The following is a 23,445-nucleotide window of genomic DNA, read 5'->3' on the forward strand; positions in this document are numbered from 1 at the left end:
TTTGGATCGGGACTTTAATTTATGAGGTTTGTGTCAATTTTATATGCAATTCATCCAACTGTTTAGGGTCGATGTGGGCAGGTGCATCGATCATCACATCCCTTCCGCTGTTATTTTTAGGGAAGGCAATAAAGTCACGGATGGTTTCCTGTCCGCCTAAAATGGAAACCAATCGGTCCAGACCAAAGGCTATTCCACCGTGTGGGGGTGCACCATACTGGAAGGCATCCATCAAAAATCCGAACTGGGCCTTGGCCTCCTCCGGTGAAAAGCCCAAATGTTTGAACATGGTCGCTTGGGTTTCCTTATCGTGTATCCTGATGGAACCTCCACCAATTTCATTTCCGTTCAAGACCAAATCATAGGCATTGGCCTTCACGTCACCGGGGTTGGTTTCCAATAACTCTAACTGGCCGGGTTTAGGCGATGTGAATGGATGGTGCATGGCATGGTAAGTACCTGTTTCCTCGTCCAATTCCAACAAAGGGAAATCCACCACCCAAAGCGGGGCGAATTCATCCGGTTTTCTCAAGCCCATTCTGTTGGCCAATTCCATTCTCAAGGCACTTAATTGTGCACGGGTAGGATTGGCATCTCCGGAAAGTACAAAGATAAGGTCGCCTGGTTTGGCACCGGTCACTTCGGCCCATTTGGCCAAATCCTGTTCATCATAGAATTTATCCACGGAAGATTTGTAGGTGCCGTCCTCATTACATTTCACGTAAACCATGCCCTTAGCACCGACTTGGGGACGCTTGACCCAATCGATTAAGGCATCAATTTCCTTTCGGGTATAATCACCGGCTCCCGGTACGGCAATGCCTACAACCAATTCTGCGGAGTTGAACACTCCAAAATCTTTATGTTGGGCTACTTCATTCAGCTCGCCGAATACCATTCCGAAGCGGATATCGGGTTTATCGTTACCATAAAGTCTCATGGCGTCATCAAAGGTCATCCTTGGGAATTTATCGATTTCAACCCCTTTGATTTCCTTCAACAAGTGCTTGGTCAATCCTTCAAAAGTGTTCAGGATATCCTCTTGTTCCACAAAGGCCATTTCGCAATCTATCTGGGTGAACTCGGGTTGTCTGTCTGCACGAAGATCCTCGTCCCTAAAACATTTCACGATTTGGTAGTATTTGTCCATGCCACCCACCATCAACAACTGCTTAAAGGTTTGGGGGGATTGGGGCAGGGCATAGAATTGACCCTCGTTCATTCGGCTGGGCACCAAAAAGTCCCTGGCACCTTCGGGGGTGGATTTGATCAAATAAGGGGTTTCCACATCCACAAAGCCTTGATCAGTCAGGTATTTTCTGACTTCCATGCTCACTTTGTGCCTAAAGATGAGGTTGTTTTTTACAGGATTTCTTCGGATGTCCAGATAACGGAACTTCATTCGGATATCTTCCCCACCATCGGTATCATCTTCAATAGTAAAAGGAGGCAAAAGGGATTTGTTGAGAATGTTGAGCTCGCTTACCAAAACCTCAATTTCGCCCGTAGGGATGTTCGGGTTCTTGGAAGCTCTTTCTATCACCTGTCCTTTAGCCTGAATAACCGTTTCACGTCCCAGTTCACGGGCCATGTCCAGAAGGGCAACGGGAGTGCGGTCTTGGTCGAAAACCAATTGGGTAATGCCATAACGATCTCGTATGTCTACCCAAACCACAAAGCCTTTGTCCCTGACCTTGTGCACCCAACCACTTAAAATAACCTCCGAACCGATATGTGACGCCCTCAGGGCTCCACAGGTATTGCTTCTGTACATGATGTGTTTTATGAAAGGGCAAATTTAATAGTTACCTGACTATTAATTGCTAGATAAATCCATTTTCTGATGATGGCTAGGACGTGCGTTTTAAATGGACTAGTTTTAACACCATTTTTCGTTGATTTTCTAACCTTTGCTTAACATTAAATTTACATTGAACATAAAAATGATTCGATTAAAGGGCTAAAATGGCGATAATGATAGCGCAGTTTTTCTTCATTTTTTTGATTTAACTAATTGAAAAACAATTATATAAATATTTTAGGTTAATTTAATGTAAACTAAATGTTATCTAAAAGTACATTTAACGTAAAATATATGTATATTTGTTACGTTGTCTAATAGTATTAACCAATTAAAATCCCATAGCGTGATGAAAAAAGCAGTATTTCTTTTGGCGGTGATGTTAACAGTAGGTTTGTCTGCACAAGATATTAAACCCACTTTTGAGAAGGATGGTAAAATGGTAAAGGCTACGTTTTTTCACGACAATGGAGAAATTGCCCAAACAGGCTTTATGTTGAATGGAAAACTTCATGGCGATTGGGTGATGTTCGATACTGAAGGAAAAAAGATAGCTACAGGTCAATACGTAAACGGAACCAAAACTGGGAAATGGTTCTTCTGGAAAGATGATGTATTGAAAGAAGTAGATTTTACCGACAACCGAATTGCAAACGTTAAAAACTGGAGCCAAGGCGAAGTCGTCTCTGTGAACCAGTAATTAAATCAGTGTTTAAGAAAAAGCCCCGGCCTATTAGGCCGGGGCTTTTTCTTGTTGGGTACTTTTTGGGAGGTTAAGCAGTTGTTACATCAACTGCTTTTTGTTCCTCCCTTGCTAATTTTCTTTTTCTGATTCTAATCTTAAGCTTGTACACCAAACTGAATAGGATGGGCACCACTACCAAGGTCAAGAATGTGGCCACGAACAATCCGTAGATCACGGTCCAAGCCAAGGGTCCCCAGAATATTACGTTGTCCCCTCCAAAATAGATATTCGGGTTAAACTCGCTCATTAAGGTGAAGAAGTTGATGTTGAAACCAGTGGCCAACGGAATCAATCCCAAAATGGTGGTGATGGCCGTCAACAATACCGGACGTAACCTGGCCTTACCACCTCTTACCACAATTTCGGTGAAATCTTCCATGTCCAATAATTCGTCCTCGTCCATATCGAGTTTGTCTTTTCTCCTGTCGATCAAGAGCTGGGTGTAGTCTAACAGCACCACCCCGTTGTTCACCACAATACCTGCGAGGGAAATAATTCCCATCATGGTCATCATGATCACGAACGCACTTCCTGTGGCAACCAATCCGCCAAACACCCCGATCAAGCTCAAGAAAATAGCGAGCATAATGATACCTGGTTTGGATACCGAGTTGAACTGGAAGATCAAAATGAAGAAAATCAAGCCCAATCCGGTAAAGAAGGCACCCATCAAAAAGGCCATCTGCTTGTTCTGTTCCTCGATCTGACCAGTATAGTCGATTTTGATGCCAGGAGGAAGATTTTCAAAATCGTTCATTTCTTCCTGGATCTTGCCTACGATGGCTCCAGCATCAGTAAAGCCTGGGGCCAAAGCAGAATAGACGGTCACCACCCTGCGCACATCACGGTGTTTGATGGCGTTGAACCCTGTGCTGTTCACCTGTTTGGTCACCGCGGAAACCGGAACTTCCTTGATCTGTCCGGAAGAAGGATCCCTAAACGTTATCCTTTGGTTGAAAAGGGCACTGGTATTGTAGCGATCTTGCTCGTTAAAACGGACATAGATATCGTAATCTTCCCCATTTTCCTTGTAAATACCAGCCTTGGATCCAAAAACGGAGCTTCTTAATTGCTGACCAACCTGACCCGTGGCAACACCCAATTCCCCTGCTTTTTTACGGTCCACAGCAACCAACATGGATGGCTTGGATTTGTTCACATCGATTTTGATTTCATCAATACCAGGAATATTTTTGGTATTGATAAAGTTGCGCATCTCCTCGGCGGTAGTAATCAACTCGGTATAATCATCCCCTTCCAACTCAATGTTGATCGGGTAACCTACCGGAGGACCCACCGCATCTTTTTCCACAGAAATGGCGACACCAGGGTAAACGTCCTTCAAGGCTTCCTGTACCTCTCTGAGCAGCTCATTACTGTCAGCACCTTCACGGTATTTAAATTCCCGCATGGTAGCGGTAATCTTACCTCGGTGAGGCATTTCGGCAGCGGAACCACCATCGGTCTGTGGATTGCCAGCTCCTTCACCCACTTGTGAAACCGCACTTTCGGTCAAGAAGTTGTAATCCCCATGCATGTAGGCTTCTGAATTGATGATGCCATACACTTTGTCCTCGATTTCCTTGGTGATCTTATTGGTCTTCGCAATGTCGGTCCCTTCCGGATATTCGATATACACGATGATCTGGTTGGGCTTGTTATCCGGGAAGAACTCCACTTTGGTCCTTTGGCTTCCCACGGAAATTCCAAATCCTACGAAGGAGATCAATAGCAAAACGAGGGTAGTGATCGAAATCAATATAGGTTTTTTGCCTGCCAAGGTGTAGCGCAAGGTCCTTTCATATAGGTTTTCCCATTTCGGCAGGATTTTTTCCTGGAACCCATTGGCCCATCCCCTCAAGAAGAAACGATATACCCACAACATGATGGCGGTCAACACCATCACACTACCCAAACCACGATAACTTCCTCCGAAAAAGATAATCAGCAATCCAATAGCGGCAACAATGGAGGTTGTGCGGATAATCTGTTTCAACGGCATTTCTTTGTCCTCAGTGGTCATGTATCTTGACACCAATACCGAGTTGAAAAAAATGGCCACAAAGAGTGATGATCCCAACACCACCGAAAGGGTAATCGGGAAGTATTTCATAAACTGCCCCATGATACCCGGCCAAAGGCCAAGCGGTACGAAAGCGGCCACGGTGGTCAAGGTGGAGATGATGATCGGGAACGCAATTTCCCCGATACCTTTTTTGGCGGCCTCTATTCGGGACATACCTTCCTCGTCCATCAATCGGTACACGTTCTCCACTACCACAATACCGTTGTCTACCAACATCCCCAATCCCATGATCAATCCGAATAGGATCATGGTGTTCATGGTATAGCCCAAAGCGTTCAAGATCATCAATGACATGAACATGGACATTGGGATGGCAAATCCGACGAACAGTGCGTTTTTAAACCCTAAAAAGAACATCAAAACCCCGACCACCAAAATGATACCGAAGATGATGTTGTTCACCAAATCATCTACTTGGCCAATGGTTTTGGTAGATTGATCGTTGGCGATGGTTATTTTTAAGTCCTGCGGGAATACATTTTTCTTCGCATCTTCTACAATCACCTTTATCTGGTCCACGGCGTCTACCATGTTCTTTCCGGAACGTTTTTTTACATCGAGCATCACCACAGGCTCGCCAAATTCCCTGGCATATGTAGTTTTGTCCTCTTCCTTGAAGGTCACCTTTGCAATATCTTTCAGGTAGATGGGATTTCCATTTTCGGACTTCACCACAAAATTTTCAAGGTCCTTGGGCTGGTCTATTTCGCCTACAATACGGATGGTTCTCCGCTGACCACTGGCAATTAGGTTGCCGGCGGACATGGTCATGTTTTCATTGCTTATGGCACCGATTACATCATTAAAACTGACCTTGGCGGCCATCATTTTATAAATATCAACGGCTACTTCCACTTCTTTCTCTTGGGCACCTCGAATATCGACCTGTTTAATTTCTTGAAGCCCTTCGATTTCATCCTCTAGATATTCCCCAAACTCTTTGAGTTTGTCCACGGGATAATCCCCAGAGATATTGATGTTGAGAATGGGCATTTCTTCGGATAGGCTGAGGTCGAAAACATTGGGTTCTACCTTGGCATCGTTAAAGGTAGGCCAGTCTTCACCAGCGGTTTTCGAATCTACTTCGTCCTTCACTTTTTGAAGGGCCCCTTCCACCGAAATGTTCTCATCGAACTCCACAATGATCATGGAATAGTCTTCCTGTGAGGTAGAGGTAATTTCCACCACGTTGCTCACGGTTTTCAGTTCATCCTCCAACGGATCCGTTATCAGTTTTTCAATGTCCTCGGCGGTATTACCAGGATAAATGGAACTGATATATATTTTGGTTTCCTTGACTTCAGGGAAGCTTTCCCTTGGCATACTGAAATATGCCATGGCGCCAAGGATAAGGATTACCACGATCAACACATACATGGTGGTTTGGTTATCAATGGCCCAAGAGGACAAACCAAACTCCTTATCTACTTGCTTTTTTTGTTTGCTCATATTTTTTGGTCATTTAGTCTATAGTAGATAGACGTTGGATCCTAGTTATTGGATATTTTTAATCTTCACTTTTTGTCCCTCCTTCACGCTACGGGCACCTTCATCGATAATGGCGTCGCCACTGTTAATTCCGGACAGCACTTCCACAAAATCGCCTTGTGTCTTGCCGGTAGTGATTACCACCTTTTTGGCCACTGGTTCGTTTTCAATGGAATCGGCAGCCACCAAATACACATACTGCTCACCCTCGGCATTTTCTGAAAGGATGCTTTGGGGGATAAGAATGGCATCTTCGCTGGTATAGTCATTGATCATTACCCTAGCTGTTAAATTTGGTTTGATTTTACCATCGTGGCTGGGTACGGGAATTTCAGCTGTGAACGATCGGTTGCTTGGATTGATGAAGTTTCCGGTCTCCCTGATTTTGGCGGCGACACTGTCTCCCAACACAGGGAAAAAGATCTTTACATCTTTTCCAGGGGTTACGTTGGGCAAGTGGCTTTCTGGCACTTCCACCTCAACATACATATTGGAAAGGTTCACAATACGGAACACTTCAGAACCTGCACCTGGAGCAATCACGGTTCCTTGATCTTTGATCACATCGTCAATGATTCCGGCAAAAGGAGCCCTGATCGTCGATTTGGCCACCTGGCTTTCCATTTGTTTCACGGCACTTTGTTGGGCCTCGTAAGTAGTTTTGGCCTGCAGGTATTGGATCTCGGAACCGATGTTCTGTTCCCAGAGTCTTTTTTGGCGTTCAAACGTGGTCCTGCTCAGTTCCGCTTGGGTTTTGAGCTGGGCCAATTGGTTGGATAGACCGCCATCGTCAATGCTGGCCAAGATTTGGCCTTTGGCCACTTTTTGGCCTTCTTTTACGTATACTTGGTTTAGGGTACCGGCCATTTCAGGATAGATGAGCACGTTCTGTTTGGTCATTACATCTCCTTGAAGTTCCAAATAGTGATTGAACTTTTGTGGATGTACCTGTATGGTGGTCACCAAAGGTAATTTGGCGGAATCGTCCAACAACGCAATGACGGAATCCAAGGAATTGAGCTGCATTTCCAAGGCCTTGTGCTGTTTGGAGATTTCCACATGCTTGGCGCGAATGGCTTCAATGTCGTTGCTTGCGATGACCTTCTCCAAGGATTTGGTACTTGTACCGCCGCATGAGGCCAGGACCGCCGCTGTTAGTGTTATATATATAGTCTTTTTCATGATGGAATAGTTTTCTTTAGTGATCATTTGTTTAATATGGTTTCCAGTTCGGTTTTCTTGTTGATGACATCTACCATGGATTGTAGATATTCCTGTTGACTGGTGTATAACTGCGTTTGGGCCTGTCTTAGGTCAAAGCTGGTGGCAAGACCTTCGGCATATTTGATTTGGTTTTTCTTCTCAATACGTTCTGCCAGCTCCAAATTTTCCTTGAAGGTGCCGTATTGCTCAATGGCAAGGATGTAATCGCTCTTGGCACTTTCCAATTGAAGTCTGATCTGGGCCTGGGCCTCAGTGAACTGTGTTTTTGCCTTGTCCAGGGCAATTTTGGCCCTTTGGGTGCTGGCACTTCTTTTAAAGGAGCTAAAAATAGGGATGTTCAGGTCCACTCCCAAAATGGAGGAACCGAACCATTTTTGCCCGCTGTTCAAGAATGAGAAATCATTACTGAAAGAGTTTCCACCGTAATTCACGAACGCGTTCAAAGTGGGTAGGGCATAGCTTTTTGCCAATTTTAGCTCTAGGGCCCTTTGTTGGTTCAGGTTCAATGCCATCTTATAGTCCACATTGTTTTCAATGGCAAACTCACTGTCCAAAAGACCCAGATCTATTTGACGTTGGGTGAGATCATCCAGGTTTTCGGTCAAAACAGTGGATGTTTCAATAGGCAATCCTAAAACCAAATTCAACATTTGAAGCGTAATGAGTTCCAAACGCTTGGCATTTTTCAACTGGTTGTCCACAGAAGAAAGGGTGATCTGCAGTTGGTCCACACTTTCCTCATCCCCCAAGCCATTTTCGTAGATGCGTTTGGTCTCGTAAAGGTTCTTCTCCAAAGTAGCCTTGTTCTTTTCGGAGATTTGGACACTTTCTTGGGCCAATAGCACATTACCATAGGCCTGTACCACGGATTTTCGCACCTCCAACTCGGTTTTCTCTTTGTTGTTCTGGCTGTACTCCATAAAGGTTTTTGTGGCCTGGACCCCCACAATGTAAGACCCATCAAAAATTTGTTGCCTTAAGGTAGCCGATGCGGTCATAGATTGCTTTTGACCAAAGACCACTTCTTGATAGGTGCCAGGTTCACCCCCGAAAAATTCCGCAGGAATTTGTGAAACGGGTTGTTTCAATTGATTCTGATAGCTTACCGCTCCCGTGATCTGGGGTAGGCCCGTGGCAATGGTTTCCCATTTCTGTTTTTGGGCATCCACAAGGTCACGTGACGCATTAATGGCGCTATAGTTGTGCTCTAGGGCGTAGGCTATGGCACCATCCAAACTAAAACTTGGTATGGTGTCCTGTGCCGATGCCAGCCAGGGCAATAGTAACATTAGACTGATTAGGGTTGTTCGCATTATTCTTGGTTTGAATTGATGATTGAGTTCAGTATTTTTCTTCCTTTCGGGGTTACAATGCCCCTCAGGTGATATTCGAGATAGTAATCGAGCAATTGGGCCTTGCTGAAAATTTCCGTTGGAAACAGACCGTTGTCCTTAATGCTCATGACACCGGAAAAATAGATGCGCGAGACAAATTCAACATCCAGATTTTCCCTGTAAATGCCCATTTCTATTCCCCGTTTCACATTTTCGGCCACACAGCGATGAGTACACTCAAATTGTATTTCCTTCAACGCGCCATGGATCTTCGGATAATATTTCTGCAATTGGTACAATGGGGATGATTTTTCGTCCTTCAGATGTACCATGACAAACCTTTTGATCTCATATAGTTCTTCAATCGGATTTTTTTGAAGGGCAATAATGTTATCGATGCCACAGGTAATCAATTCCGACATGGACATGGTGGTTTCCTGGACCAATTCAGTTTTGTTTCGGAAATGGGAATAAATGGTTTTTTTTGAAATCCCCATCTCGTTGGCCAAATCGTCCATGGTAACGCTCTTGAAACCAAGGTTCAAGAACAGTTCAGCTGCCTTTTGTATAATTTTCTCCCTCATAATGAGCGGCAAATGTAAGTACGGAAACTTTAAAAACAAAAAAAGTTTCCGTGGTTTTACATTTTTTTAACGAGGGCTTAAATCTTTGCTTTAATTGGGATCGTTCAGCACCAAATGGGCAATCAGGTCTTCGGATCGGGTCAAGTTCACCCCTAAATTGCCCAAACTCCAGTAAAAGGGCCTGTACCTATGGAGGTATTTATCCTTTAAAATGTTCTTTTTACTCTGTATCATGATTTTCGTTTTTGATTCTTTCCACATATGACTTGAAGGCTTGTTGACCTTCTTCTTTCCAAAATTGGTCGTAATGCTGCCATTCTTTAAAATCCTTTCGCATGGTCCCGCATCGGTTTGACGCATTAAAGCTTCTTTTGTGACGTGGTCCACCACCTTTTTTTCCTCCGCCACCAAATCCGAAGAGGAGTTTGGCAATAATAAATATTCCAAGTGCTTGCCAATAGGTTATGGTGCCCAGACCGAAAATTTCGGGCATCAACCAGTTCCACAAGCGCATCAACACGTAGTTGGCAAGCAGAAAGAAGGCTATTGCCAGTATGACCATAACAATGACCTTGACCACTTTTTTCACATAATGGCCTACATTTCTTTCCATCTTTCTTTCAAATTCGATTTTACGTTCCATAACTAAACTCTTTTAAGTTCTCTAATATTTTTGATAATTCCGACATGGCTCTATGCCTTCTGGACATCAGTGTTCCAGGGGATATTCCGGTCTGTTCGGCTATTTCTTTATAGGTATATCCTTCAAAATCCACAGCTATAATGATGTCCCTGTAAGGAGGCTTTAGATCGGCCACCGCATTTTTTAGTGCCGTTTCCATTTCCAAGGAATAACTGTTGTCCGCATCGCCATAGAACAGTTCCGCAAATTCTTGCCACTGTTTGTCGATTTCGTCGCTGGGGAGTTTTCTTTCCTTTTTTCCCCGCATAATATCAATGATCCTATTTCGTATGGCGTTGTACACAAATCCCCCAACGTTGGTAATAGGAATGGCATCATCTGGCCGCGAAAAAATCCGAAGGGCAACATCCTGTACAATATCTTCCGCATCCCGTTCCGAGGTATCCCGAATCTTGGACTGCACATACGATCTCAACGATCCATACTCGTCGTTGAAAAAAGTTGTGAGGTTATTGCGGTTTTCTGTTTTGGCTGCCATTAACAAGGTAGACTGGTTGCTGTCTTTAACAATAGAGACGAAGGATTTCAAATCTATTGCATTTTTTGACCAAAATTTTTTAAGGGATGCTGTTTTAGGTGTTTGGATGCTTCGTTGCAGGAAGTATTCATCAAAGGGGCCACAATTTTTTGATTTTTTGCATGTATTTTTGACGCTATGGCAAAAACCCAATTCATCGACAGGTACAAGGGACCATTTTTGGCCCATTTAGAAAAACGGTCGCAGTTTACCGAACCCAAAAGCCTTTACGAGCCCATACGGTATATACTCGGATTGGGAGGTAAACGGCTTAGGCCCATTTTAACGTTGATGACCACGGAACTTTTTGGGGGAAAGGTGGAAGAAGCCTTTGATGCTGCCTTGGCCATTGAAATGTTCCACAATTTTTCGTTGGTGCATGACGATATTATGGACGATGCGCCCTTGCGCCGCGGTAAGGTCACTGTGCATGAAAAGTGGGACATCAACACAGGTATTTTGTCCGGGGATGCCATGTTGATCCTTTCCTATCAATTTTTTGAGAGCTATCCGCCTGAAATTTTCATGGAGTTGACAAAGCTTTTTAGCAAAACTGCCATCGAGGTTTGTGAGGGCCAACAATACGATGTGGATTTTGAGACGAGGGACGATGTCACCATCCCAGAATATCTTAAAATGATTGAATACAAAACTTCGGTACTGGTTGCCGCTGCCATGACAATGGGGGCGATCATTGCCAAAACTCCGGAAAAGGAAGCATTGGCCATTTACGAATTCGGCCGCAATCTTGGGATAGCCTTTCAGTTGCAGGATGATTATTTGGATGCCTTTGGGGATCCCGAGACTTTTGGAAAACAGGTTGGGGGGGACATCATGGAGAACAAAAAGACCTTTTTGTATTTGCGTTCTTTGGAAAAGGCAAACAAACAAGATCGGGAAAGCCTGTTGCATCTGTATTCCATTAAACCCGAAGAGCCGACCACCAAAGTCAAGGCCGTAAAATCCATATTTGAGAAAAGTGGTGCCGTGGAGGATGCCAAATCTGAAATTGAATCTTACACGCAAAAAGCCTACAAAACGTTGAATGAACTGAATTTGCCAGAAGCAAGCAAAGAAATTTTAAGACAGTTCGGGGAAAGTTTGATGCAACGTACCGTTTAAAAAATCCGGTTGATCAAAGCCTTGATGAAGGGCATTGGTTTTGGGGCCGTCACAATCTGTAACTCTTCCCAAAGGTTGGTTTCATTACCTAAAAATTTTAGGATCAATGAGGCTTTTCGCTTTTTAAAAAGGGAGGTGAAAATGGAAGCGCCCAAATGGTTGTTTTTGTGCAGAATATCCAACAAAAGTATATCGTAAAACCCAAACCTGCTTTTTTGGTGGAATTTTGAAAGTAGTTTGTCCTTCTTTAAATACGCTACCAATTTTTCAATTTGCTGGCTCGTATTGTAAAAGGTAAATCCGGTACTGGGTTTGGCCCATCCGCCTGCAATGCCAATGTGAAAAATCCGATTGGTATTTTTATGATGAAAGGGATAGCAGGTCATAGGAATGGTTCCGAATTCCTTCTCTTCAATGGTATAGTTGATATTTGGAAACTTATCTTCTATATAATTTTTGATGGTTTCTTCATATTCATCTTTCCCCAGAAGTTGTTCGGAGAACAAGGTATACTCCACCAGTGCCTCGTTTGCGGAAATAGGTAGCACATACATAAATCGGGTATTGCCTTTCTGTGGAATGGAAAAGTCCATGAATGTCGCTATACCCGGATTAAAAACTGACCGGTCGGTTTTTATGGTCCATCCCAAGAAGTGCTGCTGCAGTACGGGATACTTTTTTTGTTGGGTCACCTCTTCCTTGTCGTAAAGGCTTGAAAAAACATATTCGCTAACATATGTGGAGTGTTCCGTGGTGACGATAACTTGATCCTTTTCCTCCCGAACATCCACTACACCTTCCTGATTCCAAGATATGTTGGAATAGGCTTTTACCTTCGGAACAAATTGATGATAAAAATCAATCCCTCGTAGCATTTTGTAGGTATACGGGTCGATGGATGTATTCAGGTGAAGATTTTTCCCCGCCACAAAAATTTGGCCCCATGATTTGTGTATTAAAAAATCAAACCGACCCTCCCCTTTTTCCCAAAAACACCAGGTACGGTCGTTCCGGTTTTTAGGTTCTTTCTCCAAGATCAAAATGGATTTATTGGAAAAGAATGGATCACTTCCGATGGCCTCGGCCAATAAAAGTCCGGCGGCACCGGCACCTACAATAATGTAGTCGAATTGGGTCATGGCGTAAAAATACGCATTGAAAGCTGTAGTTGGGAATCAAGTTTTTGGTCTAACCCACATGACCCAGTAAAATGTAAACCGCCAAGGTGGCCACTATCAAAAATATGCTAAAACCCTTCGCATATTTCCATTGGGTAACATCCACCACGCCAATGTTGGTAATGCTGAATGAGTTGGTCCTTGGATAGAATTTTGAGACCAAAAGCATGACAATAATGTTGAGTACAAATTCAATCCCCCAAAGATGCACATAGTGCATATCCACCTGCCAGATAAAATTTGTGAATATATAAAAGAACAGACCAAAGAACAGACCTGCTTTAGCTCCTTTGGCAGATACTTTGGGCAAAAAGAATCCCGCCAAGATAACGGTGGCCATGGGGATGAAGAATATGCCGTTCAACTGTTGCAGCAATTGATAAAGTCCACGAGGGGCGTGGGCAATAAAGGGTGCAATCCCAATGGCAAACAAGGCCAACAATGCGGAGGTAGATTTACCTATTTTCACCAAACGACTATCGTTCGCATTTTTGTTGATGTAACGCTTATAAATGCCCAAGCTGAAAATGGTGGCCGCACTATTCAATGCACTGTTGAAGGTGCTCAGGATGGCTCCCATCAACACGGCCACAAAAAAACCTGTCATCCAAAAGGGCAGTACTTTTTTCACCAAGCTAGGGTAGACCAATTCTTTTTTGTCATAAAAGGTATCATTGAAGTAATAAAAGGCAATGATACCCGGTAAAACGATGATCAATGGGATCAAAATCTTCAGGAGTCCCGCGTATAACAGCCCTTTTTGGGCCTCCTTTAAACTTATGGCACCCAGTACCCGTTGGATGATGGACTGGTGCATGGTCCAAAAATACAGCTGGTTGATGATCAGCCCCGTAAACAGGACACCGAATGGCATGATGGCATCGCGTGATCCCGGTCCCACCGAAACTTCATCACTGACCACATTGAATTTTTCGGGAGCTTTTTCAAAAACCAATCGGAGCCCTTCTAGAATATTGCCATCCCCAATGTTCCACAACGCCAATAATGGAATGGAAATCCCGGCCACCAAAAGCCCGAAACCGTTGATGGTATCTGTATAGGCCACCATTTTCAACCCGCCAAAAATGGCATAAACAGCACCTATAAATCCCACAACAATGACCGTTAACCAAAGGCCTTCGGTCTGGGTGATGCCCATCAATCCAGAAATATCAAAAATCTGCTCAATACTAATGGCCCCTGAATACAACACAATGGGCAAGAGAGTGGAGACAAAGGAAATGATGAGCAAAAAGGCAATAATGGTCCTAGTCAATCCATCAAAACGTTTTTCCAGAAATTCAGGGATGGTGGTAAGTCCCATTTGTAGATAACGAGGTGCAAAATACAGGGCCGCTGCTACCAAAGCCAAAGCCGAGGTCACTTCCCATGCAACGATGATGGCCCCATGTTTGTAGGCATCCCCGTTCATGCCCACCAAATGTTCCGTAGAAATATTGGTCAACAACAGGGAACCGGCAATGACAATACCTGTCAAACTTCGTCCGCCCAAAAAATAGCCATCCTTTGTGGAGAAGTTGTCCTTACGTAGTTTCCAACTGGAGTACGCGGCAACAAAGGCCGTGAACACAAAAAAACTGATAAATGCTACCATACCTTAAAACCGAATCGTATCGGGCAGGTACTTGGAAGCCAGATCCTCGTAATAAGGGCGTAGTTCCTTTACATTGGGTTTTACCGGTGCCTTGGAATATAGATCGTAGGGATTGAATTTGTCCACCCATTTGAACATGGCACGATCGTGATCGTCCAGCAAATGATCATAGGCATGTTCCCGATGCTGTGCATAAAAACTGTGATAGCGAATCATATACAAGCCTTCTTCGGGCAGATAGTCTTTCATGATGTGGTACAGGTATTCGTCATGACCCCAGGACATATGAACATTTTTTAAACCACAATTTTCCTGGTACACGCCAAGTTTGGTGTTGAAACGTTCATCGGTGTTGTCCGGGTTGGCTTTGAAGAATTCGGGATACACAATTTTATCCGAGAACTTGCAACCCACTGGGAAAGTATCGCCCACTACGGCCCATTGCGGCTCACCGAACAAGCAAAGCACTTTACCCAAATCATGCAAAAATCCGGTCAGCACAAACCAATCGGGATGTCCGTCGGCGCGGATGGCTTCGGAAGTCTGTAAAAGGTGTTGGGTCTGGTCCAAATCAATATCGGGATCGGAATCGTCCACCAAGGTGTTCAGGTATTCCACGGCATCCCAAAGGCTCATTTCCCTGCGGTTAAGGGTAAGGAACTCTTTTTCTTTTTCCATCACAAAATCATAGGTCTGATAAGTATGGTTCATCTTGTAGAATTCCCTAACCGTATCCCTAGCAGGATCATCGTAATTCCGGAATTCTTCCTTGGATTTTGTGGGATTTTCGGGGTAACGTTCCAGCACGTTATCCTCCCAAAGCTCCATCATATCATGGGCTTCTTTCTTTTGTTGTTGGCTTAGTTTCATGTATGTACAGGTTGAGGGGATGTGCGCCCCGTGATATTAAAATTAGGATTTTTTTTGATCTATTGCCTATAAAGCAGCATTTTATAGTCAAAGTTGGCTTACGATGATGTTCGAAAAATTGCTTTTTCAACCTTGATTGCGTATTGCTGATTTGTCCTTTGCTGATGTCCAGATGAAGGGAAGCTTTCAGATTTTAATAGGACAGATGAAAAAAACCTGAATTTATAAGTGATCTGTTGCTTGAAATTCCCAATCTGCGGCGTCATCAATCTCCTGGCGAAGTATAAGATTAAGTTGAGCAGCATGGTGCTGTACATGGCGCATGTTGTACAATAAGATTTCAATCACATTGTAATCCATGGTCTTCGATTGATTAATCCAATGTACTTGTCTTAAATCTTCCGGTAATCCCAGGATAAAGGTCTTGCATTTATCCCTGCAAAAATTCAGATAATCCAACACCTCGGCCTTGGTATAAGTCCTTTCCGGCATTCTGTCCTCAAATTCAGATTCGTCAAATGGAGGGGGAGGGGTATAATTTGCAGTATCCAAAGTCAAATAGTAATCCAAAAAGAAGATACAATGGTAGGCGTTGTACCAAAACTTTTTATCGTTGTCCCAAACGGCTTCCGGACAAAGCTCAATGGCATTGCACAACATATCAATGCTTGCCCCAAATTGGCTCCATAAAATTGATTTTAGCTGTTTGATTTCCATGTGGATGATTTGAATAAAGTGGAATCCAAGATAACCAATCCATCCTTATTCTAAAACACCGTATACCGCAATCCTAAAAACCCCCTGATGCCTTGATTGGGCCCGTATACATAACCAGGGTCAAAAGTAAGGGCATACGGGTTGTCCGGAGTAGCGACTGCATTCCCATTTGCACCAAAAGTGACGTTTTTGTCGAAAGGGTCATCAGCTCGGGCAATGATGAAAGGGTTACCCCGGTTTGGAGTCCAATCTAACAGGTTTTTGATGCCTGCATACGCTTCAAAGTTGGGAATCCCTTTATATGTGAATTGAATGTTTTGAATGCTCCAAGTTGGGGAATATTCCCGTCTCGGATCCAAATCGCCCAAAAGGGGCAATCGCATAGGACCATATAGGTTTCCGGTGTAATCGACGGTTAAATTCAAATCACGAAACGTATAGGACAAATTCCAGGTGGCCGTAATGCTTTCGGTAAGGATTTGCTTTTGGCGAATGTCATTTTCAGTATTGCTTACATCTTGCCAGGTGGCGCCGACCAAAAATTTGAGTCCGTTTGCAAAGGCAATATCCACATTGGCACTGATACCCTGAGAAACCGACCTACCATCAAGATTATCATAAATGATAAGATTGGGATTGGTATCGTAATCGGGTAAGATGATATTGGAAAAATGGGTATAAAATGCAGAGGCATCCACGCCAATGAAAGTCCCATTGTCGCTATAGATTTTTTTAAGATAGTTGAGGGTGACATTGACGGAGCGTTCCGGTTTCAGTTCCTCCGAAATAACCACCTCGCGTGCACCGGTAAGAGCGGCATGGTCTTCTGTAAAAAGGTTCACTACCCGAAAACCGGTTCCTATGTTCAACCGCAAAATATCGTTAGTGGAAACCTTCCATTTGTAAGCCGCCCTTGGCGTAAGAATGTTGCCGTGCCTTTTGTCATAATCGTACCGGATTCCTGCCAAAAGAGAGTGTTTTGGTGCAAAGGCAATTTCATCTTGGGCAAAGAAACTCGGAATCCAAATGTTATCCGCTGACGGTGTGGCCGGGGTGTTATCGTTGTAATAATTATACCGAACGGCACTTCCAAAAAGAAGATCATGTTGTCCAACAGATTTATCCCAGGTAAGTTGAGCAAAACCGATCCGTTGATTGGCCAAATATTGGGTGTCACCATAAACCGAGTTCTGGTTGTGGTCGTTGTAAGAGAAAGAAAGCAACACTTTTTCATCCAAGGGCAATTGGTATTTCCCCAAAATCTCCCAGCGGCTGGTATAAATGCTTTCGCCATAAATTTCATCACCACCTCGATATTCTGGAGTCCACTGCATTTCGCCTCCCCATCGATCTTCGTAGAAAAACCTGCCCGCCAAAGAGAATATTCGAGAGTCCTTTCGCTCAAAATCCCATTTCTGAAAGATGGAAATGCGGTCTTGTAAGGTGAGATCGGTAAAATTGTCACCATTGTTGTCCATAGGTTGGTTGTAGGTGAAGTAATTGACCCCTAAAAGTACATCCGCATTTTTCCCTAATCTGAATTTACTGCCTACATCCAAATTGTATTCCCCCCATCCGGTCACAAAGCCATCGGCAAAAAACTCCGGGGCGTTCAAAGTGGTTTTGGTGATAATGTTGATCAACCCACCCACAGCTTCGCTGCCATATAGGGAAGAGGCTGGGCCTTTCACGATTTCAACCTGTTCAATCAAGGAATTGGGAATGCCTGTTAACCCGTATACGGTACCCAAACCACTTACGATAGGCATACCATCAATGAGCACCAAAGTGTAGGGACCTTCCAATCCGTTGATATGGATGTCGCCCGTATTGCACACATTGCAATTGATCTGTGGGCGAACCCCGTTTACATTTTGCAGGGCATCAAAAATGCTGGCTGTTGGGTTCTTTTTTAAAAAAGCGGGGGAATAAACCTCAACAGGAACAGGGCTTTCCAAACGGCTCACGGGTTTTAGGGTTCCCGTGACCACCATTTCGTCCAAACTTTGGGCCGAAGGAACCATTTCAATGTTGAGTGTTAATGATTGCCCTTCGGAAACAGTTATGGATTTGGAAAAGGAAATATACCCTAACGATGAGGCCATTACCAAATGCTTTCCGGATGGAAGATCTGTCAAGGTAAAATACCCATTTTCATCAGATGATGTGCCAATTTCGGTGTTCTTGATTAGGATGTTTACAAAAGGCAAGGGCTGTCCATTTTCAGTAACTTTTCCCGTTATGGATGCCGATTGGGCCATACAACAACTGCTCACCAAAGCAATCCAAAGAAGGGCAATATCGCCATACGTTGATTTCAATATATATAAAATTAAATTTAGGCAAATCTAAAAATAGTTTTTTATAAATAAAAAATGTATTTTTGATAAAAAGAAATATGAATGACCCGATCAGAGGAGAACTACCTAAAAACGATTTTCCATTTGGGAAATGGGGATGTTGGATCCATCAACACCAATGCCATTGCAGAGCAGATGGAGACCAAACCATCATCCGTTACGGATATGGCCAAGAAATTGGCAGATAAGGGTTTGGTACATTATAAAAAGTACCAAGGCGTTTCCATGACGGAAGCAGGGATTAAAATGGCCCTTTCCATTGTTCGCAAACATAGGCTTTGGGAAACATTTCTGGTGGAAAAACTGGATTTTGCCTGGGATGAGGTACATGAAGTGGCGGAACAGTTGGAACACATCAAAAGCGAAAAGTTAATCGATAAGTTGGACCAACTGCTCGATTTTCCCAAATACGATCCCCATGGTGATCCCATTCCTGGTAAGAATGGGGAATTTCAGGAACACAATAAGGATTTGTTGAGCGAGTTGCCCGTAGGTGCCCACGGTGTTTGCGTAGGGGTAAAGGACAGTTCCTCGGCATTTTTACAGTATTTGGACAAGCATGAAATTTCGATCGGAAAACCGATCCAAATTTTAGGGAAGGAGGCATTCGATGGTTCCCTTCAATTAAGAATAGGGGAAAGGGAGCATACCGTGTCGCATCAGATTGCCTGTAATATCTATTTAAAATGAAGCAATCATATAATCCAAAACAGCTATGGAACAACCCGTAATGGCCTTGGTTTTGGGATTGGTAGCCGTAGGGATCCTCATTTGGGTGTTCTGGCCCAAAAAAGGATTGTTGGCCCGTTTGGGAAAAGTACGGATGAGCTCCCAACGCGTTCTTTTGGAGGATACCCTTAAATACTTGTTCGATTGCGAGTACAAGGGCATCGCCTGCAACCTGAACAGTGCCGCAGGTAACCTAAACATCAGTGCGGACCAAATGGCGAAACTCATGGCCCATCTAAAGGATATGGGCCTAGTGGCTTTTGAAGGGCACAACATACAACTTACGGATACTGGAAAATCGTACGCCCTTCGGATTGTGCGCGTACACCGGATCTGGGAGCGTTTTTTGGCCGATGAGACCGGCGTGCAACATATGGATTGGCATGGTGAGGCCGATATCCAAGAGCATCAGTTGTCCTTGGATGAAGCCAATAGGATCGCGGCCCGAATGGGCAATCCCGCCTTTGATCCCCACGGGGATCCCATACCTTCCACGGAAGGGGAAATCCCCCCATTTTCAGGAAGACCGTTGAGCAGTTTAAAGGAAGGGGAAGTGGCCCAAATCGTTCATATTGAGGACGAGCCCCATTATATTTTTGAACAACTTTCTGCCCTCGGGCTATATCCTGGCATGCAGGTGTACCAATTGGATGTACAACAAGGAAAGATCACGTTTGCCGCCGATGGGAACGAATGCGTGCTTACTCCGCTTTTTGCTTCTGCTATAACGGTTCAACCACTTCCGAAGGCAGAGCCGATTCAGGAGGGATACCAGCGGTTGTCCGAACTTCAGCCGGATGAAACCGCCAATATTGTGGGTATTTCTTCGTACTGCCGCGGTTTGCAAAGAAGAAGATTGATGGATTTTGGGATCGTTCCGGGTAACTCGATAACCGCTGAGCTTCGGAGTGCCTCGGGAGACCCTGTGGGGTACCGTATTTTGGGAACCACTATCGCCATCAGAAAAGATCAGGCCAACCTGATTTTCATCAATAACATTAAAAAAGAACACCATGAGCAGTCAGCCTAATTGCGAAAATTGTCCGGTACACCATAAGGGAAACCTCGTCCGATTGGGAATCGATATGGATAAGGTGGACTATATTGTGGCATTGGCCGGAAACCCTAATACAGGAAAAAGTACGGTTTTTAATAATTTGACCGGATTAAGACAACATACGGGAAACTGGCCGGGTAAAACGGTCGGTAGGGCAGAGGGTGCTTTTTCCTATGAAGACGATAACTATAAGATTGTGGACCTTCCGGGAACCTATTCATTGTTGTCTACGAGTACGGATGAGGAAGTGGCCCGTAATTTTATCCTTTTTGGCCGTCCGGATGTAACGGTAATTGTTGCCGATGCCACCCGTTTGGAAAGGAATTTAAATTTGGTGCTCCAAATATTGGAAATTACGGATAGGGCCATTTTATGTCTCAATTTGATGGATGAAGCCAAGCGTAACCATGTAGAAATCGATGTGCGTGAGCTTACCAGGGAATTGGGGATTCCAGTGATACCTACTTCGGCACGAAGACGCGATGGTATGGATGAACTGGTGGCCATGATCGCGGAAGTGGCCTCGGGCAAATACATCTGTAAGCCACATCGGGTAAGGAACCATACACCACAATTAAAATATGCCATAGATACCTTATCCAAAAAATTAAGGGAAACCTATCCAGGTCTGCCCAATGCAGAATGGGTGGCCTTACGTTTGTTGGAAGGAGACCAGAGTATCATCGAGGCCTTGCAAAATGGTATTTTGGATGGATTGGTAGAGAATGAAACCCCAATGGCCATATGATGGAACAGCACAAAGCAAAAAATACGGAAGAAATCTTGGGGATGGCCAACAACCTGAAATGGGAATTGGGCATGGGCATCCACGACAAGATTGTTTCCTCCCTATACGCCGATGCGGCACAGATTGCACGCAAAACGGTTTCCATGGATGGGGATCAACCAGCCTTCAGTTTGGATAGAAAGATTGATAGGATCGTGACCAGCCGTTGGACAGGGTTCCCGATCATGTTCGTGCTATTGGCCGTGGTGTTCTGGGTCACCATTTCAGGCGCCAATTACCCATCGGGACTTTTGGCGTCCCTTTTGGTAGATACGTTGCATCCTATCTTAAAAAGTGGGGCGGATAGTTTTATGCCATGGTGGTTGTCAGGGATTTTGATTGACGGGGCCTATTTGGCCATGGCGTGGGTGATTTCCGTAATGTTGCCACCAATGGCCATATTTTTTCCTTTGTTCACGCTGTTGGAAGACTTGGGATATTTGCCCAGGGTGGCCTTCAATATGGACAGCTTGTTCCGAAAGACAGGGGCACACGGAAAGCAGGCATTGACCATGAGCATGGGATTTGGTTGCAATGCTGCAGGGGTCATTGCTGCTCGGGTCATTGATAGTCCCAGGGAACGATTGATCGCCATCATTACCAATAACTTTTCGCTTTGTAATGGCCGTTGGCCCACACAGATTTTGATTGCCACTATATTCATCGGAGGCATGGTATCCCCATTTTGGGCCGGTTTGGTATCCACAGCGGCCGTTGTAGGAGTGGCCGTATTGGGCATTGCCTTTAGTTTGATCGTGTCGTGGGGGTTGAGCCGCTCCGTTTTGAAGGGCGAAGCTTCCACATTCAGTTTGGAATTGCCGCCTTACCGTCCACCAAGGGTGCTCCAGACCCTATATACCTCATTGATCGATAGGACTTTGTTTGTCTTGTGGAGGGCCGTGGTCTTTGCCGTTCCCGCGGGGATGGTGATTTGGTTGGTTTCCAATATCCATATTGGTGGATTGAGCTTGGCAGAGCACTTCATAGATTGGTCCAATCCATTTGGGTTGGTTTTTGGATTGAACGGGGTTATTTTGTTGGCCTACATCATTGCCATTCCAGCCAATGAGATTGTAATCCCCACTATTTTGATGCTTACGGTTTTGGTCACGGGCATGTCGGGCGTAGGTGAAGGCTCAGGGGTCATGTTCGAGCTGGATTCCCTGGCCAGTACCGAAAACATATTGAGGGCAGGGGGTTGGACATTGCTCACCGGGATCAACCTGATGCTGTTCAGCTTGCTGCACAACCCCTGTTCCACTACTATCTATACCATTTATAAGGAAACCAAAAGTGCCAAGTGGACACTGATAGCGACTTTGTTGCCCATTGTATTGGGATTTATGGTCTGTTTTTTCACGGCCCAGTTATGGTATTTATTTGCTTAATGTGCTATCCTCCAATCAGGTCAAAAACACCTTTGAGCAAAAATTGATCTCCTTGCTTGAGGTCAGCTGATTTGATTTCAGTGAAACCACCAAAACTGTGGCCTTTATTGACATGGAATTTTTCAAAAGTATAGCCTTCCGCATCTTGGGAGACCAATTTTAATACGTAGGATGACCCTTCGGATTCGATTACCGCTTCGTCAGGAAGGGACAAAGCATTTTTTGTATCGGTCATGATCATTGCGTTTACGAACATCCCTGGAAGGAATCCAGTGTGATCCTCGTTTTCTAGATGGCCGTGGACTTTGATGGTCCTTTTGGCATCATCAATGGAGGCACCCACCAAATACACTTCAGCCTTAAAGGTTTCGTTAGAGGCTTCTGGAATGGTAAACTCAATTTTTTGCCCCTTTTTCACTTTTAAAATGTCTCTTTCGAAAACCGTGAGCTCCAAATGGACATGCTCGTTGTTGATGATTTCCAAGATTTCGCTGGCTGGGGATACATAGCTTCCCATGGAAACGTTCATCTTGGTCACACTACCTGAAATCGGAGCATAGATGTTAGCCAGTGAGCTGATGGAGCCTTTCTCCACTTGGCTGGGAGAAATGTTGAGCATCTGCAATTGCTCCCTCAACCCTTGGTATTGGGCCTTTGCAGTCTCATAGTTGCTCTTCGCCTGAAGGAAGTTCTTTTGCGAAGCAATCTTTTCATCGAACAAGGTCTGGTTTCGCTCGAACTCGGCTTTTAGAAAATCCAGTTGGTTATACACCTGAAGATATTCCTGTTGCATTTGCACGAACTCCTGATTTTCCAGGGTCACCAACGATTGGCCTTTTTTTACCTTGTCGCCTATTAAAAGTGGCGTCTTTTTTACGAATCCCCCCATAAAGGCCATCACACTGGCCCTGTTTTCCGGTGGCACATCGATCATGCCCGAGGTTTCCACCACATCGGGAAAACTTCTTTCTTCCAAACCGCCCAAAACAAAATTGTTGGCGGAAAATTGGTCTTGGGTCACCACTATGGCATCGGATTCCGTTTCGGCATCCGAAGTGGTGGTTTCGTTGTTCTTGTTGCCACAGGCTGTCATTACTAAAAGGAAAACGGTGGCGTAGCTATAGATGATATTTTTCATTG

18 protein-coding genes and 1 pseudogene are annotated in these 23,445 nt (G+C 44.4%); 5 read left to right on the forward strand and 14 right to left on the reverse strand.

Translation table 11 applies throughout. The annotated features are described in order from the left end of the window. Window positions 1-19 precede the first annotated feature (19 nt). Window positions 20-1,774, reverse strand: a complete 1,755-nt coding sequence (gene aspS, locus GTK07_RS03175; RefSeq protein WP_163632948.1) for an aspartate--tRNA ligase — start codon at window positions 1,772-1,774, stop codon at window positions 20-22. A gap of 376 nt (window positions 1,775-2,150) precedes the next feature. On the opposite strand from aspS, the gene GTK07_RS03180 reads away from it, so the two are divergent. After that, entirely contained in the window at window positions 2,151-2,501 is a 351-nt protein-coding gene (locus tag GTK07_RS03180) for a toxin-antitoxin system YwqK family antitoxin (protein WP_163632950.1), read from the forward strand. A 73-nt stretch (window positions 2,502-2,574) separates the two neighbouring features. Here the strand turns inward: GTK07_RS03180 and GTK07_RS03185 are convergent, their stop codons facing one another. The 7 genes from GTK07_RS03185 to GTK07_RS03215 form a co-directional block, all read right to left on the reverse strand. Next, window positions 2,575-6,081: an efflux RND transporter permease subunit gene (locus tag GTK07_RS03185; protein ID WP_163632952.1), complete on the reverse strand. Its 3,507-nt coding sequence runs from the start codon at window positions 6,079-6,081 to the stop codon at window positions 2,575-2,577. A gap of 45 nt (window positions 6,082-6,126) precedes the next feature. Further along, on the reverse strand, window positions 6,127-7,302 hold the full coding sequence (locus GTK07_RS03190; protein WP_163632954.1) for an efflux RND transporter periplasmic adaptor subunit: 1,176 nt from the start codon (window positions 7,300-7,302) through the stop codon (window positions 6,127-6,129). Window positions 7,303-7,325: 23 nt separating this feature from the next. After that, a complete protein-coding gene (locus GTK07_RS03195; protein ID WP_163632956.1) occupies window positions 7,326-8,657 on the reverse strand; it encodes a TolC family protein in 1,332 nt (443 codons plus the stop codon). After that, window positions 8,657-9,262: a TetR/AcrR family transcriptional regulator gene (locus GTK07_RS03200; RefSeq protein ID WP_163632958.1), complete on the reverse strand. Its 606-nt coding sequence runs from the start codon at window positions 9,260-9,262 to the stop codon at window positions 8,657-8,659. Before GTK07_RS03200 ends, GTK07_RS03195 begins: the two co-directional genes overlap by 1 nt. A 90-nt stretch (window positions 9,263-9,352) precedes the next feature. Then, window positions 9,353-9,496: a hypothetical protein gene (locus GTK07_RS03205; protein ID WP_163632960.1), complete on the reverse strand. Its 144-nt coding sequence runs from the start codon at window positions 9,494-9,496 to the stop codon at window positions 9,353-9,355. Further along, a complete protein-coding gene (locus GTK07_RS03210) occupies window positions 9,483-9,905 on the reverse strand; it encodes a hypothetical protein (protein ID WP_163632962.1) in 423 nt (140 codons plus the stop codon). Before GTK07_RS03210 ends, GTK07_RS03205 begins: the two co-directional genes overlap by 14 nt. Further along, entirely contained in the window at window positions 9,895-10,443 is a 549-nt protein-coding gene (locus GTK07_RS03215) for an RNA polymerase sigma factor (protein WP_163632964.1), read from the reverse strand. The genes GTK07_RS03210 and GTK07_RS03215 overlap by 11 nt, the downstream gene beginning before the upstream one ends. 177 nt (window positions 10,444-10,620) lie before the next feature. Between GTK07_RS03215 and GTK07_RS03220 the strand changes: the two genes are divergently transcribed. Continuing rightward, complete coding sequence (locus GTK07_RS03220) at window positions 10,621-11,604, forward strand: polyprenyl synthetase family protein (protein ID WP_163632966.1); 984 nt, start codon at window positions 10,621-10,623, stop codon at window positions 11,602-11,604. Here GTK07_RS03220 and GTK07_RS03225 read toward each other — a convergent pair. From GTK07_RS03225 to GTK07_RS03245, 5 genes are all read right to left on the reverse strand, one after another. Further along, window positions 11,601-12,743, reverse strand: coding sequence for a lycopene cyclase family protein (locus GTK07_RS03225; protein ID WP_163632968.1), 1,143 nt, complete (start codon window positions 12,741-12,743; stop codon window positions 11,601-11,603). The genes GTK07_RS03220 and GTK07_RS03225 overlap by 4 nt on opposite strands. Window positions 12,744-12,792: 49 nt before the next feature. After that, window positions 12,793-14,397, reverse strand: a complete 1,605-nt coding sequence (locus GTK07_RS03230; RefSeq protein ID WP_163632970.1) for a solute:sodium symporter family transporter — start codon at window positions 14,395-14,397, stop codon at window positions 12,793-12,795. A 3-nt stretch (window positions 14,398-14,400) separates the two neighbouring features. Next, a complete protein-coding gene (locus tag GTK07_RS03235; protein WP_203583706.1) occupies window positions 14,401-15,267 on the reverse strand; it encodes an inositol oxygenase family protein in 867 nt (288 codons plus the stop codon). A 222-nt stretch (window positions 15,268-15,489) separates the two neighbouring features. Next, window positions 15,490-15,984 (reverse strand): DinB family protein, encoded by a 495-nt coding sequence (locus tag GTK07_RS03240; protein ID WP_163632972.1) that lies wholly within the window; start codon window positions 15,982-15,984, stop codon window positions 15,490-15,492. 50 nt (window positions 15,985-16,034) lie between these two features. Continuing rightward, entirely contained in the window at window positions 16,035-18,245 is a 2,211-nt protein-coding gene (locus GTK07_RS03245; RefSeq protein WP_163633480.1) for a TonB-dependent receptor, read from the reverse strand. Between the two features lie 141 nt (window positions 18,246-18,386). Between GTK07_RS03245 and GTK07_RS03250 the strand changes: the two genes are divergently transcribed. From GTK07_RS03250 to feoB, 3 genes and pseudogenes are all read left to right on the forward strand, one after another. Next, window positions 18,387-19,034 (forward strand): metal-dependent transcriptional regulator, encoded by a 648-nt coding sequence (locus GTK07_RS03250; RefSeq protein ID WP_163632974.1) that lies wholly within the window; start codon window positions 18,387-18,389, stop codon window positions 19,032-19,034. Window positions 19,035-19,059: 25 nt separating this feature from the next. Then, the gene (locus GTK07_RS03255) at window positions 19,060-20,103 is read left to right on the forward strand and encodes a metal-dependent transcriptional regulator (protein WP_163632976.1); all 1,044 of its coding nucleotides are present in this window, start codon (window positions 19,060-19,062) and stop codon (window positions 20,101-20,103) included. Beyond that, window positions 20,087-22,305 (forward strand): annotated as a pseudogene (gene feoB / locus GTK07_RS19460) (ferrous iron transport protein B). Before GTK07_RS03255 ends, feoB begins: the two are co-directional and overlap by 17 nt. A gap of 4 nt (window positions 22,306-22,309) precedes the next feature. Here feoB and GTK07_RS03265 read toward each other — a convergent pair. Beyond that, entirely contained in the window at window positions 22,310-23,443 is a 1,134-nt protein-coding gene (locus GTK07_RS03265; RefSeq protein ID WP_163632978.1) for an efflux RND transporter periplasmic adaptor subunit, read from the reverse strand. Window positions 23,444-23,445 lie beyond the last annotated feature (2 nt).

The organism is Flagellimonas sediminis (assembly GCF_010500845.1).
In the GTDB taxonomy this organism is placed as follows: domain Bacteria; phylum Bacteroidota; class Bacteroidia; order Flavobacteriales; family Flavobacteriaceae; genus Flagellimonas; species Flagellimonas sediminis.

Coding starts and splice junctions, on each gene's coding strand:
- aspS (WP_163632948.1), bottom strand. CDS start 1,774: ATGTACAGAAGCAATACCTGTGGAGCCCTGAGGGCGTCACATATCGGT.
- GTK07_RS03180 (WP_163632950.1), top strand. CDS start 2,151: ATGAAAAAAGCAGTATTTCTTTTGGCGGTGATGTTAACAGTAGGTTTG.
- GTK07_RS03185 (WP_163632952.1), bottom strand. CDS start 6,081: ATGAGCAAACAAAAAAAGCAAGTAGATAAGGAGTTTGGTTTGTCCTCT.
- GTK07_RS03190 (WP_163632954.1), bottom strand. CDS start 7,302: ATGAAAAAGACTATATATATAACACTAACAGCGGCGGTCCTGGCCTCA.
- GTK07_RS03195 (WP_163632956.1), bottom strand. CDS start 8,657: ATGCGAACAACCCTAATCAGTCTAATGTTACTATTGCCCTGGCTGGCA.
- GTK07_RS03200 (WP_163632958.1), bottom strand. CDS start 9,262: ATGAGGGAGAAAATTATACAAAAGGCAGCTGAACTGTTCTTGAACCTT.
- GTK07_RS03205 (WP_163632960.1), bottom strand. CDS start 9,496: ATGATACAGAGTAAAAAGAACATTTTAAAGGATAAATACCTCCATAGG.
- GTK07_RS03210 (WP_163632962.1), bottom strand. CDS start 9,905: ATGGAACGTAAAATCGAATTTGAAAGAAAGATGGAAAGAAATGTAGGC.
- GTK07_RS03215 (WP_163632964.1), bottom strand. CDS start 10,443: ATGGCAGCCAAAACAGAAAACCGCAATAACCTCACAACTTTTTTCAAC.
- GTK07_RS03220 (WP_163632966.1), top strand. CDS start 10,621: ATGGCAAAAACCCAATTCATCGACAGGTACAAGGGACCATTTTTGGCC.
- GTK07_RS03225 (WP_163632968.1), bottom strand. CDS start 12,743: ATGACCCAATTCGACTACATTATTGTAGGTGCCGGTGCCGCCGGACTT.
- GTK07_RS03230 (WP_163632970.1), bottom strand. CDS start 14,397: ATGGTAGCATTTATCAGTTTTTTTGTGTTCACGGCCTTTGTTGCCGCG.
- GTK07_RS03235 (WP_203583706.1), bottom strand. CDS start 15,267: ATGAAACTAAGCCAACAACAAAAGAAAGAAGCCCATGATATGATGGAG.
- GTK07_RS03240 (WP_163632972.1), bottom strand. CDS start 15,984: ATGGAAATCAAACAGCTAAAATCAATTTTATGGAGCCAATTTGGGGCA.
- GTK07_RS03245 (WP_163633480.1), bottom strand. CDS start 18,245: ATGGCCCAATCGGCATCCATAACGGGAAAAGTTACTGAAAATGGACAG.
- GTK07_RS03250 (WP_163632974.1), top strand. CDS start 18,387: ATGACCCGATCAGAGGAGAACTACCTAAAAACGATTTTCCATTTGGGA.
- GTK07_RS03255 (WP_163632976.1), top strand. CDS start 19,060: ATGGAACAACCCGTAATGGCCTTGGTTTTGGGATTGGTAGCCGTAGGG.
- GTK07_RS03265 (WP_163632978.1), bottom strand. CDS start 23,443: ATGAAAAATATCATCTATAGCTACGCCACCGTTTTCCTTTTAGTAATG.